Source organism: Ornithinibacillus halotolerans, assembly GCF_014637405.1.
GTDB lineage: Bacteria > Bacillota > Bacilli > Bacillales > Amphibacillaceae > Ornithinibacillus > Ornithinibacillus halotolerans.
Genome location: NZ_BMEY01000016.1, coordinates 26,839 through 42,970, shown reverse-complemented (window position 1 = coordinate 42,970; position 16,132 = coordinate 26,839). Strand labels below are relative to the sequence as shown.

Genomic DNA, 16,132 nt, shown 5'->3' with positions numbered 1-16,132 from the left:
CCAACATAATATTATTCTCTTTATAATTACATTTTTCGAGGGTGGGCATACCATTTCTAGGTACACCCACTATTAAAATGCAATCACATCCAATTTATTATATCAAAATAGTTTTCTATTCTGAACGTTTTTCTTTTGTATTTTCATTTTTCTTTGATAAATATATTCTAACTTTAGATCCAGGTTCAACTTTTGTACCAGCAACAGGATCTTGATCAATAATAATATCTCCATCGCCACTTGTTTCAATGGATAGATCGGTCATCATTTGCATTAATTCATTTTTTTCCATACCAATTAAATCTGGGACTTCCACTTTTGGCTGTTCCGGCCACAAGTACTCTTTTTCTAATCCATCTTTTCTTGGTTCAACTCCCATAACTGGTAGACTGTCACCAATAATATTCCCGACAATTGGTGCTGCGACAGTACCTCCAAATTGTTGCACACCTTTCGGATTATCAACAGCAACATAAACAACAATTTCTGGATCGTCAGCAGGTGCAAAGCCTATAAAGGATACAATATGATTATTTTGCAAATAGCCACCATTCGGTCCAACTTTTTGTGCAGTACCAGTTTTACCACCCACTCGATACCCTTCAACATATGCCGGCCTACCTGTTCCTTTTGCGACAACACTTTCCAGTGCATTTCGAATTTCCTTTGAAGTAGCTTCAGATATAACTCTATTTTTTACTTTTGGTTCTTTTGTCGAGACTACTTCATTTGTTCGTGGGTCAACCCATTGTTTTGCAATAAATGGTTCATATAAATAACCTCCATTAATTGCTGCTGACACCGCCATCACTTGTTGAATAGGAGTTACAGACACACCTTGACCAAATGCAGTTGTTGCCAATTCTACTGGTCCAACATTTTCAGGTTTAAATAGAATCCCAGTTCCTTCTCCTTGCAAATCAATCCCTGTTTCTGAACCAAACCCAAACTCTTTAATGTAACTAAATAATTTTTCTTTTCCAAGTTCTTCCCCCATATGCACAAAACCTGGGTTACATGAATTCTGGACAACTTCTAAAAAAGTCTGCTCCCCATGTCCACCTTTTTTCCAACAGCGAAGTCTTGCACCACCAACTTCGACATGGCCATGGTCATGAAAATGGTCTTCCAATAAATCTACTTGTTTTTCTTCAAGGGCAGCTGCTAAAGTTATTATCTTAAACGTTGAACCCGGTTCATACGTACTCCAAATTGGAAGATTACGGTTATATATTTCAGGGTCTACCTCTTGGTAATTTTCCGGATTAAAATTAGGTCTTGTTGTCATTCCTAATACTCCGCCGGTTTTAGGATCGACCGCTATCGCTAGTGCACCGTCTGGATTATATTTTGCTACTGCTAAGTCAAGCTCACGTTCCATTATTGTTTGAATTCTAGAATCAATTGTAGTTACTAAGTTATAACCATCTTTCGGGGGCGTATAAACATCTGCAAGTTGGGTTAATCTGCGCCCTTTCGCGTCTGAATAAAAAGATAAACTTCCTTCATTCCCATTCAACATATCATCATAATATAGCTCTAAACCCATTAATCCCTGATTATCAATACCAGCAAACCCTAACACATGTGATAAATCATCACCAAATGGATAATGTCTAATAGAATCTTTAGCTAAGTAAACTCCTTCTATATTTAAAGTTCTTATTGCCTTCTCTTGCTCTTCTGAAATTTTCCTTCCTTCTGGATGAATATTTACAGACATCTCCGATTTAGTAACATATTCATATGCCTTCTCTTTTGTGATGCCTAGAATCTCAGCAAGTTGTTGTGCTGTTTTCTCTGGATCTTTTATTTGTCTAGGCACGAGTACAATGGATGGGGCTGTTACATTTTCAGCTAGGATTGTCCCATTAACGTCCAAAATATTACCCCTCTCAGGTTGAAACTTTATATTTCGGCTCCATGATTCGTCTGCCTTTACCATCAATTGATCACCTAGAATAAACTGAACATAGCCTAAGCGAAATACAATAATCCCAAAGACGATAATTCCAAAAAGAAAAACAGCGACTAATCGTTTTCTAACTGTAACAGTTGATACACGTTTCATCTTCCATCTCCTTTACATAGGTAGGCTTGTATCAACTATATGTTGTTAAAAAATTGATTAGAACACTGTTTTTATAAGTGATGTTTACATTCATTCAAAAAATTCTTCTGTATCCTCTTCTTGTTCATTAGATTGAGTTTCTTGCATTTCCTCTGGAGTTTTTAATTCAATACCAAGATACGAACCTTTTGATAATGCCGTTCCTTCCTCTATGCTTTGCGAAACTACATATCCGCTACCTATAGCTTCAAGTTTTAAGTTCAACATACTACTTAGTTTTGTTACATCTCGTAATGACCAATCAATCACATTAGGCATGGTAGGATTATCAGTTATTAGAATAACTTTTTCATTTGGTAATACTTTTTCACCTACTTCAGCACTCATTGCAATAATTTTAGCCCCATCTCCAACGATGGAGTAATTTGCATGATGCTCTTTCAAGAATTCCTGAGCACTTTCAGTAGATTTATCTATAAAATTAGGTATCTCATATGTTGTCACTTCTTCGTATTCACCTTTATCCGGAACGATGTTTAAATAATGTAACGCATTTTCCATGACATTATTAAAGATAAAAGCAACTGGGGCAGAACCAGGTTCAAGACCTGTCTCAAATTCTAATGTAGGCTGTTTTACTGATACATACATCATTAATTCTGGATTATCAGCAGGAGCCATACCAAGAAATGAGAACACATAATTTTCTCGCCCTTCTAAATACCCACCTTCTGGATCAGGTATTTGGGATGTTCCTGTTTTACCACCGACTGAATAGTCATCTAAATTGAATCTTTTCCCAGTTGCATATTCCGACTGAACACCATCTACTAATAATTTTCTCACTTGAATTGCAGTTTCTTTCGATATTGGTTCTCCTACAACTTCAGGTTTATTTTTTTCGATTACTTTTCCAGTATCTGAGTCTACTATTCTATCAATAATATAAGGTTTAAGCATTTTCCCATCATTAGCGATTGCTGTAGCAGCTTTCATCATCTGGATTGGACTTGCCGTACTCCCTTGTCCAAAAGCAGTCGTTAGCTTTTCAGCTGGGTAGTTGTATAAGATTTCACCTGGTATTTCTCCTGGTAAATCAATTCCTGTCGACTTATCAAAATCGAATGCATGAAGATACTCTAGAAATCGATCAGGCCCTAACTTCTCCCAAACTAATTTTCCTGCTGCAACGTTCGAGGATCTAGCAAATCCTTCATCATAGGATATTATTCCCCAACCTCTTCCATAGTTAAAGTCGTTAATCGGCCTTATATTTTCTTGAATTTGATAACTACCAGACATAAATCCTTCCTGTCCGTCATAGACACCTGCTTCTATAGCTGCTGCCCAAGTAAACATTTTAACGGTTGAACCAGGTTCAAATGGTGCAGAGATTGCATCGTTATACCAATTTTGCACATTCTCAGGATTGTTAGGATTATAACTTGGACGGTTGCTCATCGCTACAATTTCACCTGTTTTAGGATCCATAACAATTGCTGTCATCCGTTCTGGTTTATATTTTTCATCTACTTGTGTTAGTACATCTTCAAGCACAGTTTGAATTTTTTGGTCGATGGTTAAATAGACATCCTCCCCATTGTCTGGGGTATTTAATATTTCATCAGGATGTAGGAGTTTTTTATTATAAATATCCCGTTGATATGAGATAAATCCGTCTTCACCTTTAAGTAAATCATTCATCTCATGCTCAATTCCAGTGATGCCAATGATCTCTTGTATTTCCCCATTTTCTGTTTCTATATCTTTCTTCTGCGCAAAACCTATAATATGTGAGGCAAATTCACCATTAGGGTAATAACGAATATTTTCTTTAATAAATTTTATTCCAGGTAGTTTCATTGCTTCAATTTCATCTTTCACCTGTAATGGAATACCTTTTCCAATAGTTCCAAATTCTACTTGGGACTTATCATTTTCAATTCCTTGATTTATTTGGTTTAATATATACTCTTTATCTGCATCTAGGATAGAAGCAAGACTTTCAGCAGTGTTTACTGGATCTGTGACATGATAATCTTCCTCTAGCCCTTCGGAAAATTTTTCATCGACAATTGCATACATTCTAAAGGTTGGCATATCATATGCTAATGTCATTCCGTTTTTATCATAAATCTTTCCACGTTCTGACTCTAATTTATAGGACGTTGTTCGCACTTCTTTTGCCCATTCATCTAAAGATACCCCATCGACCACACCTGAAGCTTGAATATATAAAAACCTACCTGTAACAAGTAAAAAAGCCATGACGAAGATAACCATAAGAACTCCGGCCATGACATGGGTTGTATTATTCTTTTTCATCCATTATCACCTGCATTATTGATTAAAAGAGTTAGCATGTTTCACTTCTGCAGCTTGAATCGTAAAGCCATTTTCTTTTGCAAATTGAGTAATTCTTTCCGGTCTACTTAATTCCTTAATTTCAAATAGTAAACCTTCATTTACTAATTTTTGATCAGCAATGTTTTGCTCCAAAACTTGTATATCTCGATTTAACGTATCCATAGAAGAGGAATAAGTTACAACAAAGAAACCTATTATTAATAGACAGGCAGCTACACTAGTATATAATATTTTTTCTCCTTTTGTAATCCAACTTTTTCTCTTGTAGACTACTTTTTTCTCAACTTGAGGTTGATAAGATGTATACGATTGTTCCCAATTTCTTGCATGATTTGCCGCCATTATTTACTCCACCCTTCTTCAAAATTAAATTCATTTGATATTAAATTAATCTTTTCGACTACACGAAGTTTTGCTGATCTTGATCTTCGATTTTCTTCTAATTCATTTTCATCTGCAACGATAGGCTTCCTATTAATCATTTTAAAAGGTGCTTCATATTCTTTCGGAATAACTGGTAAATTTCTAGGAGTTTCTTTAGGTGTACTCCATCTTTTAAAAGCTTGTTTACAAATTCTGTCCTCTAGAGAATGGAACGTAATCACTGCAATTCTTCCATTCAAATCTACAACACGAGCAGCTTGGTTTAATGCATCATGAAAAGCTTGTAACTCATCATTTACTGCAATTCTTATTGCTTGAAAGATACGTTTAGCAGGATGACCACCTTTTCTTCTAGCTGGAGCTGGAATTGCATCTTTGATAATATCAACAAGTTGGTATGTAGTTTCAATGGACTTTTCCTTGCGGTATTCTTCAATTTTTCTTGCTATTTGTTTAGAAAATTTTTCTTCTCCATACTTGAAGAAAATAGACACCAGGTCATTATACGGCCATTCATTAATAATTTCAAAGGCAGATAATTCCTGTTCTTGATTCATACGCATATCTAGTTTTGCATCATGCTGATAGCTAAATCCTCTTTCTCCACGATCAAGCTGAGGTGAAGATACACCTAAGTCAAAAAGAATACCATCCACCTTGGAAATTTGATGTTTTTCTAATTCCTGTTCTAAATATCTAAAATTACTATGAATAAATAATATTCTATCCTTATATTTTGAAAGTCTTTCTTTTGCAGCTTTAAGAGCATCCACATCTTGATCAAATGCAATTAACAACCCATTCTCATCTAGCTGAGAAACAATTCTTTCAGAATGCCCTCCACCACCTAATGTACAATCTACATATGTACCATTCGGTTTTATATTTAATCCAATAATAGATTCTTCTTTTAATACTGTGTAATGCTCAAACATATTGCACCTTCTTTTACGATTTTCAGGTTATATATCAAAATCCATTAAATTCTCTGCTATTTCCGCAAAAGATTCCTCAGATTCATTGAAATAGTCTTCCCAATTTTCACTAGCCCAAAATTCAATTCGATTCGATACTCCGATTACAACACACTCTTTATCTAATCCCGCATAATTTCGAAGTGGTTGTGGTATATTTATTCTTCCCTGTTTATCAACTTCACATTCTACAGCGCCAGAAAAGAAAAATCGTGTGAAGGCTCTAGCGTCTTTTTTTGTTAGGGGGAGTTTCTTAAGCTTTTCCTCAATAATGGACCATTCAGCCATAGGATATGCAAATAAGCATTTATCTAATCCACGAGTAACAACAAAACGTTCACCAAGTTCTTCTCGGAACTTAGATGGGACAATTATTCTGCCCTTCGTATCAAAGTTATGTTGGAATTCACCCATGAACATATAGTCCGCCCCCACTTTCATATCCCTATATTACCACATCCCCCCACTTTCTACCACTAGTTGATGAAAAATAGTAAAAGAAATAGTTCAATTAGTTATTTTTACCTAAAAAAAACTATCCTCTCGATAGATACAGATTGTTAAAATGCCGTAGATCAAGGCATTTCTGTACCTACCAAAAGGATAGTTTATAAATTGTGGTGAAATGTGGTGAACTAAATATATACGATAAAGTGATCTTGTTGGAAAGATAAATTAAAATTGTTTACTTCTTGAAAGAAGTTTATTCCATAACAGTTAATATACGGAATTGGATTCCAAATACGTTCTTGTAATCCATTAGGGTATAAGTTCATTTCTAAAAGGGAGAAGTCAGATAATTCTTTTTCATAACGTTCTTCCAGTGCCCGGATTATTCTTTTTTCTAAAAATTCTATATCCTTAATCAGATAATCTAAATTTTTATCTGCCATTTCTTCTAAATCAGCACGCACTATTTTTGCAATATTGCGGAGTGGTTCATGTAATTGTGCGATTTTATTTTTAATCTCATCTGCAGTATCTTCAATTGGTGGATTTACTTTCTCTTTAAACCATAGCTTCCTTATACTTGAAATTTCACCATTAATGGCTGACTCTAGCGATATATTATATTTATTAAGTAATTTGTTTATCTTTCGATCAATGTATGTTAAAGATAGTCTCGGTACAACAGGGGGCATTTTAATATTTAACGTGTGAAATGCACCTTTTAAAACCGACCAATAACTAATTTCACCTGGTCCGCCAATAAATGCTAACGTTGGAAGTAACAAATCTTGCATTATTGGCCGAGTTACCACATTGTTACTTAATTTTTCAGGAAAATCTTTGGCAATTTGTAATAGTTCTTCATTTGTTAATATCACTTCTAATTGTTTTCCTACCCAATTGCCTTCTTCATTTCTATTTAAAAGAATTCGCTCGTCATCTTTACAATAAAAAAGGTGCCCATTTTCATGATTTACATCTAAAGGGATAGTATATCCTTGTTTCATTAAGTCATTTTGGGTATTAAAGACACTTTGACTTATCTTCTTCTGATTTTTAATCATCTCAATGAAATAATTACTCTCTAATTTTCTAATTCGTTTATCACCAGAATCAAGTAATACTAATCCGTCCTGATTAAATAATTGGAAAATAAGTCTAGCAAAAAAATCAACATATGTAGAAGATTTTTCTAGACAGTCCTGTACGATAAGTTTGATTTCATTTGTGTACTGGGTCTCTGGCAGTTGATTTAATATAATGGAAATGAATGCATTAACTTCATCATCTTGAAGTGCAATATCTGAGATTGAAGTTTTACTAGGATTAAATTGATTAACACGATATTTTTTAAGTCTAGCTTTTGTCATCATATACACATGATTAATTTCCTCAAAATCATGGTCCTCACCTGCTATCCAAAATACTGGAATAACTGGTATATTTAACAGTTTTTCTTGTTGTTTTGCCAATTGAATAATGGATATTACTTTATTTACAGAATATAACGGGCCAGTTAATACACCAGCTTGTTGTCCACCGACCACTACTACACTTTCTGCAGCTTTTAACCTTTCAATATTTTGTAACGTACTTTCAGGTGCTCCCCATTCTTTATTTAAGGAATAGAGTACGTTGACAAGGTTTTCTCTTTGAAAAGTTCGGCCTTTTAACTCCAATAAGCGATCACTAAAATCATTATACGTATAATCAAAGTAATTTAATAAATTATCATTTTGATTTCGATAATCTTGTATTAATTTATTTTCGTTGGTAATTTGGATTGATTCGATTCGCATTCAGTATGTACTCCTTTAGAAGTAATAGTCTATGAGTATTGTACAAGAAAGTATTTCTTTTTTCATGTTTCATGATTCACATTTTATAAATTCATGTTTAATTGAGAATTTCAGAAACTATACCGTAAAAAACTAATGCTATATATAATAGGAAAAATATTAGAAATGATATCCTCCAAAGGAATTTAATTGCTTTATATAAATCTACATCGATATATTTTTTCCACTGAACGATCACTACAATTGTAAGAATAAGTAATAATAATACAACTATGTATAAAATAAATGAGTGGTTAAATAAATCTGCAAGTACAGTATGAACAGCTAAAATATATAATAATGTTGTCCAATTCACAGATTGATGGAATGCCTTTATTTTATTTTGATAAATAAATTTAAAAGCATAATATAGTCCTATTGTAATTAGAATTGGAAAACTAACCATAAATGCTATAACGTACAATATAATTTCAAACATTATTCAATTGTTCCCCTTTTTCGACGACTTGTTCCTCTCTTTTTCTAATTGTAACAGAATTCACATATTTTTGTACGACTATCAATAATAAAATATTCCCAACACACCAATATTTTGATTCTTAATAATTTTATATTATAATTAGATAAAATACTAAAACTATTTATTTTTCTGACAACTAAGGAGGGGATAACTATGGGGGATGTTAAAGTTGAAAAACTATTAAACAATTATAAAACGTTAGATGAATTTAAACGATTTAAAGAATATGGAAATCAAGAATTATCAATGTTAGAGGATCTACAATCTAATATTGTTGAAAACAACAGTGAATCACCATTCTATGGTATTTATTATGGTGGATCGCTCATTGCTAGAATGAGCTTGTATAAAGTTGATAAAAAATATGACCAATACTTCGACCCACAACATGACTATTTAGAACTATGGAAATTAGAAGTATTACCACACTATCAAGGAAAAGGGCACGGGAAAAAATTAGTAGATTTTGCGAAATCATTTCAACTTCCCATTAAAACGAATCCAAGGATTAATTCTCATGGTTTTTGGGAAAAGATGGATTTTCAAAAAGCAAATTATAATATGGAGAGGGATTTTGGACAGAATCCACTAATCTGGCTTCCTGAAGGGATTATGGAAAGAACGGAATAGAAGTAGAATAAAAGAGGCTAAACAACGTCTATGTAGCCTCTTTCTTCTTGTATTATATAATTGCTATAGAATGAGAATGGAATAACTCAATTTTTCTCTTTAATCCACTTCCATAGATTCCCCATTTCTTCCCAAGCATTCTCGTAGCGTTGTAATTGCAACTTTAATCTTTTATTTTCTTCCTCGAGTTTATTAACTAACTTTTCTTGTTCTTTTTTTGCTAAATCTTGATGTTCAGCAAAGTTAGTTTTCATTCTTTCTAACAACATAATCGCAGACTCGATTGTATCTTTTTCCAAATTTACCTTTACATCTTCCAGATCCAAGACTGCTTTTCTTCCACCGAGCTTTCTCTCTTCTTTTGCACGTTGTATTTGTTCTTGATATTGTTTTCGTATAGTTGCATTCCACCTAAACCCGCAAGCAGCAGAAGTTCTGGATAGTTGCTTAGCTACCTCTTTAAACGCTTCCAGCTGTGTTCTACCTTCTCGAATATACCGAATTACGGTTTCAGCTAATATGATATCTTCATCTTCGGTCCAGGCATCTTGCCGTGTAGCATTCATATCATCACTCCTTATCTATTTGCTATCAATGTATGCACAAACTAGGAGTGATAGAATACCCTTCTTATAATTTTGTAAAGTTTCCTTTCTAGCTTTTGTTTAAAAATGCTTGGACAGCTTCTTTATGCTCATTCGTTTCCCATAAAGTTGCGCAATGTTGCACTTCATTCATCATCATCTCTTTTAAAGATTGGACGTTAATATGTTCTTTAAATAATCCTTTTAATATTTTCATTTGATGAAATGATTTATTTATGTATGGTTGAAGTGTCGTTTTCATATCTCCAAACTCTTTAATTGGAACAACTCTATGAACCCAACCTTTCATTTCTAATTGTTCTACTTCTAAAATATTCCCTTCCATAATCCACTGATTGGCGAAACTTGGATGGACACGTTTTGACAACAATATGCCTCCCCCCCAACCAGGAATAATTCCTAAATTAGATTGAACAAAACCAAATTTAGTACCTGTTTTAGCAATACGTATATCACATGCAGAGGCAATTTCACATCCTCCACCAACAGCACTACCATTAAGCAAAGCAATGGTTGGAACTTTAAAAATAGCTATACGATATAAAACTTCCATCATTTTTGATAATCTTTTTTCCGCTTCTTCCTTCGACAATTCACCATGAAAATCATTCAAATCACCACCAGAGCAAAACATTTTTTCACCAGCACCAGTTATCACTAAAAATTTGATAGGCTCCTTTTCTGCTCTATCCATTATAGTTATTAATTCATTTGCCATCTCTAGTGAAATAGCATTGCGTTTTTCTGGTCTATTGATTGTAATTACACTAAAATTATCAGGAAATATTTCATATCTAATTAACTTTGTCATTACAATCCTCCTTCATATTTATGAAATTTTAAAGCTTTCATATGTAAAAAAAACAGACCACAATTAAGATGTGATCTGTTTTTTCCTTGCTGTTAAAGTGACATTTCATTTATGAGAAATTAATTACTTACAACTTCTTTCCCATCATATTGCCCACAAGATTTACATACATGGTGTGGCTTTGTTAGTTCTCCACAATTTGAACATTCTACCATGCCAGGCACGTGTAATTTGAAATGAGTACGACGTTGTCTTTTCACTTTTTTAGAAGTTCTTCTTTTAGGTACTGCCATGACTTACACCTCCTTCAAATACGAAAGCAAAAACTTGAATATCATTCTTATTTTTCTTTCTCTGTATCTTTGAATAATGACTCCAGTTTTTTCAAACGTGGATCAATTGTCATTTCTTTTGGTTTATCAGAAAGTACTTCCCAATCTTTTCCCTTTTGGAGAAACTCAGTTTCTTCTACATCTTTAGCAAAAACTCGGAAAGGAACCTCCAATAAAATATTTTCCTTTATAAACGGCATTAAGTCAAGTACTTCTCCGTGAATTGGATGGATTTCTGATTCATCTTCATCATTATAATAAGGAGACGATGAAAATATTTCCTTTGTTTCAATCTCAAAAGAATAAGGCACATCTACAAGTGTACGAGCACAAGGTAAAATCATTCTACCAGTAATTGTAAATGTAAAGAAAAACTGATCACCGTGCATGTTACAAATTCCTTCTACATGTACAAGTTCAATCTCTCTTATATCATTATTCATTGATTCAAGTTCTGAAACATCCACTTCTCCAGAGAATGAAAAAGGCTTATTAAAAGCATCTTTCTTTAATTGTGCTAATGTAAATTTCATTTATTTCACCTCAAGGCAACAAGAGTAATTTTAAAAGGAAATTCCTCTTTTGTCAATATTTTTTCTTTACAGTCTAAAAAAATGTTATTTCTAGCATTCCCAGTACTTTTTTTCTATAATCAAACTTAATAAGAATTAGGAATCTGAGGGTGGTAAAATGAATGTCTGTGGCTTAATTGTAGAATATAACCCTTTTCATAATGGTCATGTATACCATGTTAACCAAGCTAAAGAACAAACAAATGCAGATATTATAATTGCAGTTATGAGTGGATCTTTCCTCCAACGAGGTGAACCTGCTATAATCGATAAATACCATCGAGCCAAGGCCGCAATTACATCCGGTGTTGATATTGTCGTTGAATTACCATATGTATTCGCTGTACAAAGTAGCAATTTGTTCGCAAAAGGCTCTATCTTGACGTTAAATGAGCTTGGAGTAAATTCCATTTGCTTTGGAAGTGAATCTGGAAACATCCATTATTTTACCGAAGGATATCGTAAATTAAGTACTCACGAACATGCTTATAAAAAAGAATTAAAGCAGCAATTGAACAAAGGAATTTCTTTTCCTACTGCAAGTAAAATAGCATATGAAACAATTGGCTTGGATACGAGTAACTTTAACTTATCACAACCAAACAACATACTAGGTTTTAGCTATGTAAAAGCGATACTTGATAACAATCTATCAATAACCCCACATACAATTACAAGAATTAACAGTGGCTACCATGAAACAGAAATTACTAGCTCCATCGCTAGTGCAACAAGTATACGGAAACAATTATTTGAACATCATGCAAATATCCAGCAATTAGAGCATACGATGCCACAAATCACCTTAAACCAACTACGTACATATCAAGAAAATGCTACCTTGTTACATAATTGGGAAAAATACTTTACACTTCTCCATTATCGGGTAATGACGATGTCAATACAAGAATTATCTCTAATACACGATATAGAAGAAGGTCTAGAATACCGAATTAAGAAAACTGCTCAAGAAGCAACATCATTTTCAGATTGGGTAAAGAGAATAAAAACAAAACGCTATACTTGGACAAGAATCCAACGTATTTTTGTGCACATATTAACAAATACAAATAAAACAGAAATCTCCCAACACACTTCTAATAGCTCTGTACCTTATGTAAGATTATTAGGAATGAATAATAATGGAAGAGCGTATTTAAATCAGCAGAAAAAACAAATGGAGGTCCCTTTACTTACCAAACTTAGCCATAATCAGCATCCAATGTTAACAATCGAAGAAAGAGCCACTCATGCTTATTATAGTATACTGCCAATAGACAATAGATATTCTTTATTAAACCAAGAGATGAAAGGGCCAGTAATTGTCAATAAGTAATTAAAGAGGCCGGGACAAAACTAAAACAAAGGTAATAAAAAACGAACAATCACCACATTAGCCCCGGAAATATACGGAGACTCCTGTGGGAGGAAAGGCATCGGTGAGACCCCGCAAGAGCGTTAGCTCTGAGGAGGCTCACCAGCCGCCCACGGAAAGCGCAGTATATTTCCGGGGCGGGTCTGATGCTCTAACTTTAATGTTCGGTTTTTCCTATGTTAGAAATAGTTTTGTCTCAGCCTCACTCATTGTTTGAGTTATTCCAATTCCTCTTGTAAATAGCGTAATGCATCTTCAAACGTATCCACCGGAACAATAATCATATCTGTATTAATCTCTTCAGCTGTTTTTCTAGCAACTTCATAATTTGAATTTCCGCCTCTTCCTCCTTCATTAGGCGCGAAGAATACATCTACCCCTTCTCGGTCTGCGGCCACTACCTTTTTATCAATTCCACCAATTCTACCTACATTTCCTTCATAATCAATCTCACCAGTTCCAGCAATCTTGTAACCTTTTGTCAAGTCACCATCAGTGAGTTGATCATATATCTCTAATGAAAACATTAAGCCTGCACTTGGTCCACCAATATTCCCACTAGAAAATGTTACAGGGGGATCAACATGAACATCTCGATCCGTTACTAGAGTAATACCAATCCCAACTTGTCCTGTCTCCTCATTGATAATCCCTAAAGTAACTGGTTTAACGAATTCTTTCTCTTCGCGTAGAAAAGTTACATTAACTACGTCCCCAAGTTCTTTTTGTTCAATATAAGAAATGAGATCATTTGATTCCTTAATTTCGTTATCATCAATTCCAATAATTCTATCTCCCATTTGCAGAATACCATCAGCTGGTAATTCTTTCGCAACGTTAACTACATAGACTCCATTATATTCAATCGTAATTTCCTTCTCAGCAGCTGTATAGGCAACAACCATCGATGCCTCCTGCGAATTCTCCATCATCTGCAATTGCGCCTGAAAATATTCATCATCAGAAATTCCTTCTGGTCGAACTAAGTGAATATCCATAATTTCGTGATGTGGCAAAATTTTAGCTAAGACGAATTGAACTGGGGTTGCCTGCCCTCCTCGAACAGTTACAAGATGAAACTCACCTTCACTTTTATCACCATTTTCCACTTGTACAATTGGATTTAAAGCATCGGCATCTCCGGGTTTTTGAATATAGTAAGGCAATTCATAAGTAGATAGGAAAAGTGCAATTAAAATAGCAGCAAGAAAAGATATGACTTGCCCTTTTGAAACCTTCATGTATAGACCCCTTTCGTCATTCTGTATCAGGCCATTATTATACCTACATTTGTAATAATAGTTTCAGTCTGTAAAATTGTATGGCATATTAAGGCATTGTATGAGCGTATATTGGTATAGATATCTAGAACTTGTCTCATGTAGCACAAAATTCTACCAGAAATATCAAACTAGTTTTATTTTACTACTATAAAAAAAATAAGTACAGTAACGAAATTAATAGGAGGAAGACTTTTGAAGCAACTACTTAAAACATTTATATTTGCAGCCGTTACCATTTTCTTCGCTTTTACGCTAATAAAATTTCCGAATGATGCTCTTGAAGCAAGCATTCGGGGTATCGATATGTGGTGGGAAGTTGTATTCCCTTCCTTACTTCCATTTTTTATTACTGCTGAATTGTTGTTAAGTTTTGGCGTAGTAAAATTTTTAGGTGTCGTTTTCGAACCAATCATGAGACCTTTATTTAATGTTCCTGGTGTAGGGAGCTTTGCATGGATTATGGGTATGGTCAGTGGATACCCTACAGGAGCAAAAATTTCCGTTCGATTGAGGGAGCAAAACCAAGTTACACAAGTAGAGGCCGAACGTCTTGTAGCATTCACAAACGCATCAAGTCCTTTATTTATCTTTGGGGCAATTTCAATTGGATTTTTCCATGATCCTAAATTAGGAGTACTTCTAGCTATCTGTCATTATCTTGGAAATGCTATAACGGGAATTTGTATGCGATTTTATGGAAGGAAAAAGGATAAGCCCTATCAAATGAACAATGGTAAGTTTTCCATTAAAAGAGCATTTTTAGCTATGCATGAAACTAGAGTTAATGATAAACGTCCTATTGGGGAAATATTAGGTGATGCTGTATTAAATTCCATAAAGACTTTAGTGATGGTTGGAGGATTTATAATTTTATTTTCTGTGTTAAATAAAATGCTTTTTTTAATAGGATTAACACCTTTTATAGCAACTATATTTCAGAGCGTCTTTCACTTGATATACTTACCTATTGAGTTAGCATTACCCTTCATTTCAGGCTTATTTGAAATTACATTAGGGGCCAACTTAATATCAAAAGAAAATATAGATCCTTTTCTTGCTAGTGTAATAGTTGTAAGCTTTATATTAGGTTTTAATGGATTTTCCATTCAAGCCCAAGTTGCCAGTATCATATCCAAAAGCAACATACAATTTTATCCATATTTTTTAGCTCGTATATTACATGGAATAATAGCTAGTTTACTCACTATTATCTTATACAAACCACTATACTTGGACAGAAAAAATATAAACATAGAAGATATGCCTGTATCTAATCCAGCAACAGAAAATAATTGGATTAATATTTTACTAACTTTAGAACAAATCGGACCACTAATTACAATTCTTTCTTTCGGAATTGCTTTCATCATCTTGTACCGTCGACAAAAGAAGTACAAATAATAAATGAGGCTGTTTTCTCCCAGATTACGAGACAAGACAGCCTTATGATTACTTCTTAAATTTATTTTTTAATGCCTCTGCAACTACAACTGGAACTAAATCAGTTACATCCGCTTTATATTTCGCAACTTCTTTCACAATACTTGAACTTAAGAAAGAGTATTGATTATTAGTCATCATAAATAAAGTTTCTATTTTTGAATCTAACTTTCTATTCATTGACGTAATTTGCATTTCGTACTCAAAATCACTCACTGCTCGCAAACCTCTTAATATGACTTGAGCATTTTTTTCATATGCATAATCAATTAATAGCCCATCACTAGCATCAACTGTAACATTCGGAAGATGCTTAGTAGCTTCTTTAATTAACTCCTTTCGCTCTTCTACAGAAAACAATGGAGATTTTGATTGATTATTAAAGACTGCAACTATAACTTGATCAAATATTTTAGAACCTCTTTCAATAATATCTAAATGCCCAAATGTTATTGGGTCAAAACTTCCAGGACAAATGGCTAGTCTATTCATATTGATACTCCTTATTTGTAATTAGTT

General features: G+C 33.8%; 16 protein-coding genes. 3 read left to right on the top strand and 13 right to left on the bottom strand.

What is annotated here, in order from left to right:
• Positions 1-115: 115 nt before the first annotated feature.
• The 7 genes from IEV35_RS14420 to IEV35_RS14390 all read right to left on the bottom strand — a co-directional run bounded on the left by IEV35_RS14420 (position 116) and on the right by IEV35_RS14390 (position 8,523).
• A complete protein-coding gene (locus IEV35_RS14420; protein WP_188385369.1) occupies positions 116-2,071 on the bottom strand; it encodes a stage V sporulation protein D in 1,956 nt (651 codons plus the stop codon).
• Positions 2,072-2,161: 90 nt separating this feature from the next.
• A complete protein-coding gene (locus tag IEV35_RS14415; RefSeq protein WP_188385368.1) occupies positions 2,162-4,396 on the bottom strand; it encodes a penicillin-binding protein in 2,235 nt (744 codons plus the stop codon).
• Between the two features lie 15 nt (positions 4,397-4,411).
• Positions 4,412-4,780 carry a cell division protein FtsL gene (gene ftsL, locus IEV35_RS14410; protein ID WP_188385367.1) on the bottom strand — a complete coding sequence of 123 codons (369 nt, stop codon included), beginning with the start codon at positions 4,778-4,780 and terminating at the stop codon, positions 4,412-4,414.
• On the bottom strand, positions 4,780-5,757 hold the full coding sequence (gene rsmH, locus IEV35_RS14405; RefSeq protein WP_188385366.1) for a 16S rRNA (cytosine(1402)-N(4))-methyltransferase RsmH: 978 nt from the start codon (positions 5,755-5,757) through the stop codon (positions 4,780-4,782). Before rsmH ends, ftsL begins: the two co-directional genes overlap by 1 nt.
• A 27-nt stretch (positions 5,758-5,784) precedes the next feature.
• On the bottom strand, positions 5,785-6,216 hold the full coding sequence (gene mraZ, locus IEV35_RS14400) for a division/cell wall cluster transcriptional repressor MraZ (RefSeq protein WP_188385365.1): 432 nt from the start codon (positions 6,214-6,216) through the stop codon (positions 5,785-5,787).
• Positions 6,217-6,431: 215 nt separating this feature from the next.
• Complete coding sequence (gene bshC, locus IEV35_RS14395) at positions 6,432-8,045, bottom strand: bacillithiol biosynthesis cysteine-adding enzyme BshC (RefSeq protein ID WP_188385364.1); 1,614 nt, start codon at positions 8,043-8,045, stop codon at positions 6,432-6,434.
• A 97-nt stretch (positions 8,046-8,142) separates the two neighbouring features.
• Positions 8,143-8,523: a DUF3397 domain-containing protein gene (locus IEV35_RS14390; RefSeq protein WP_188385363.1), complete on the bottom strand. Its 381-nt coding sequence runs from the start codon at positions 8,521-8,523 to the stop codon at positions 8,143-8,145.
• Between the two features lie 195 nt (positions 8,524-8,718).
• On the opposite strand from IEV35_RS14390, the gene IEV35_RS14385 reads away from it, so the two are divergent.
• Positions 8,719-9,195 carry an N-acetyltransferase gene (locus IEV35_RS14385; protein ID WP_188385362.1) on the top strand — a complete coding sequence of 159 codons (477 nt, stop codon included), beginning with the start codon at positions 8,719-8,721 and terminating at the stop codon, positions 9,193-9,195.
• Between the two features lie 86 nt (positions 9,196-9,281).
• On the opposite strand, the gene IEV35_RS14380 is transcribed toward IEV35_RS14385, so the two are convergent.
• From IEV35_RS14380 to IEV35_RS14365, 4 genes are all read right to left on the bottom strand, one after another.
• Positions 9,282-9,761, bottom strand: coding sequence for an RsfA family transcriptional regulator (locus tag IEV35_RS14380; protein ID WP_188385361.1), 480 nt, complete (start codon positions 9,759-9,761; stop codon positions 9,282-9,284).
• A gap of 88 nt (positions 9,762-9,849) precedes the next feature.
• A complete protein-coding gene (locus tag IEV35_RS14375) occupies positions 9,850-10,611 on the bottom strand; it encodes an enoyl-CoA hydratase/isomerase family protein (protein ID WP_188385360.1) in 762 nt (253 codons plus the stop codon).
• Between the two features lie 119 nt (positions 10,612-10,730).
• Entirely contained in the window at positions 10,731-10,904 is a 174-nt protein-coding gene (gene rpmF / locus IEV35_RS14370; protein ID WP_010096803.1) for a 50S ribosomal protein L32, read from the bottom strand.
• 47 nt (positions 10,905-10,951) lie between these two features.
• Positions 10,952-11,476, bottom strand: a complete 525-nt coding sequence (locus IEV35_RS14365; RefSeq protein WP_188385359.1) for a YceD family protein — start codon at positions 11,474-11,476, stop codon at positions 10,952-10,954.
• A gap of 157 nt (positions 11,477-11,633) precedes the next feature.
• Here IEV35_RS14365 and IEV35_RS14360 point away from each other — a divergent pair, with 157 nt between their 5' ends.
• Positions 11,634-12,851: a nucleotidyltransferase gene (locus IEV35_RS14360; protein WP_188385358.1), complete on the top strand. Its 1,218-nt coding sequence runs from the start codon at positions 11,634-11,636 to the stop codon at positions 12,849-12,851.
• A 257-nt stretch (positions 12,852-13,108) separates the two neighbouring features.
• Here the strand turns inward: IEV35_RS14360 and IEV35_RS14355 are convergent, their stop codons facing one another.
• Complete coding sequence (locus IEV35_RS14355) at positions 13,109-14,131, bottom strand: SepM family pheromone-processing serine protease (RefSeq protein ID WP_188385357.1); 1,023 nt, start codon at positions 14,129-14,131, stop codon at positions 13,109-13,111.
• A gap of 234 nt (positions 14,132-14,365) precedes the next feature.
• Between IEV35_RS14355 and spoVV the strand changes: the two genes are divergently transcribed.
• Complete coding sequence (gene spoVV / locus IEV35_RS14350) at positions 14,366-15,574, top strand: dipicolinic acid transporter SpoVV (protein WP_188385356.1); 1,209 nt, start codon at positions 14,366-14,368, stop codon at positions 15,572-15,574.
• Between the two features lie 48 nt (positions 15,575-15,622).
• Here spoVV and coaD read toward each other — a convergent pair whose 3' ends face one another.
• The gene (gene coaD / locus IEV35_RS14345) at positions 15,623-16,105 is read right to left on the bottom strand and encodes a pantetheine-phosphate adenylyltransferase (RefSeq protein WP_188385355.1); all 483 of its coding nucleotides are present in this window, start codon (positions 16,103-16,105) and stop codon (positions 15,623-15,625) included.
• Positions 16,106-16,132: the final 27 nt, after the last annotated feature.

Excerpts from the sequence above, each read along its gene's own strand:
- IEV35_RS14420 (WP_188385369.1), bottom strand. The coding sequence starts at position 2,071 with ATGAAACGTGTATCAACTGTTACAGTTAGAAAACGATTAGTCGCTGTT.
- IEV35_RS14415 (WP_188385368.1), bottom strand. The coding sequence starts at position 4,396 with ATGAAAAAGAATAATACAACCCATGTCATGGCCGGAGTTCTTATGGTT.
- ftsL (WP_188385367.1), bottom strand. The coding sequence starts at position 4,780 with ATGGCGGCAAATCATGCAAGAAATTGGGAACAATCGTATACATCTTAT.
- rsmH (WP_188385366.1), bottom strand. The coding sequence starts at position 5,757 with ATGTTTGAGCATTACACAGTATTAAAAGAAGAATCTATTATTGGATTA.
- mraZ (WP_188385365.1), bottom strand. The coding sequence starts at position 6,216 with ATGTTCATGGGTGAATTCCAACATAACTTTGATACGAAGGGCAGAATA.
- bshC (WP_188385364.1), bottom strand. The coding sequence starts at position 8,045 with ATGCGAATCGAATCAATCCAAATTACCAACGAAAATAAATTAATACAA.
- IEV35_RS14390 (WP_188385363.1), bottom strand. The coding sequence starts at position 8,523 with ATGTTTGAAATTATATTGTACGTTATAGCATTTATGGTTAGTTTTCCA.
- IEV35_RS14385 (WP_188385362.1), top strand. The coding sequence starts at position 8,719 with ATGGGGGATGTTAAAGTTGAAAAACTATTAAACAATTATAAAACGTTA.
- IEV35_RS14380 (WP_188385361.1), bottom strand. The coding sequence starts at position 9,761 with ATGAATGCTACACGGCAAGATGCCTGGACCGAAGATGAAGATATCATA.
- IEV35_RS14375 (WP_188385360.1), bottom strand. The coding sequence starts at position 10,611 with ATGACAAAGTTAATTAGATATGAAATATTTCCTGATAATTTTAGTGTA.
- rpmF (WP_010096803.1), bottom strand. The coding sequence starts at position 10,904 with ATGGCAGTACCTAAAAGAAGAACTTCTAAAAAAGTGAAAAGACAACGT.
- IEV35_RS14365 (WP_188385359.1), bottom strand. The coding sequence starts at position 11,476 with ATGAAATTTACATTAGCACAATTAAAGAAAGATGCTTTTAATAAGCCT.
- IEV35_RS14360 (WP_188385358.1), top strand. The coding sequence starts at position 11,634 with ATGAATGTCTGTGGCTTAATTGTAGAATATAACCCTTTTCATAATGGT.
- IEV35_RS14355 (WP_188385357.1), bottom strand. The coding sequence starts at position 14,131 with ATGAAGGTTTCAAAAGGGCAAGTCATATCTTTTCTTGCTGCTATTTTA.
- coaD (WP_188385355.1), bottom strand. The coding sequence starts at position 16,105 with ATGAATAGACTAGCCATTTGTCCTGGAAGTTTTGACCCAATAACATTT.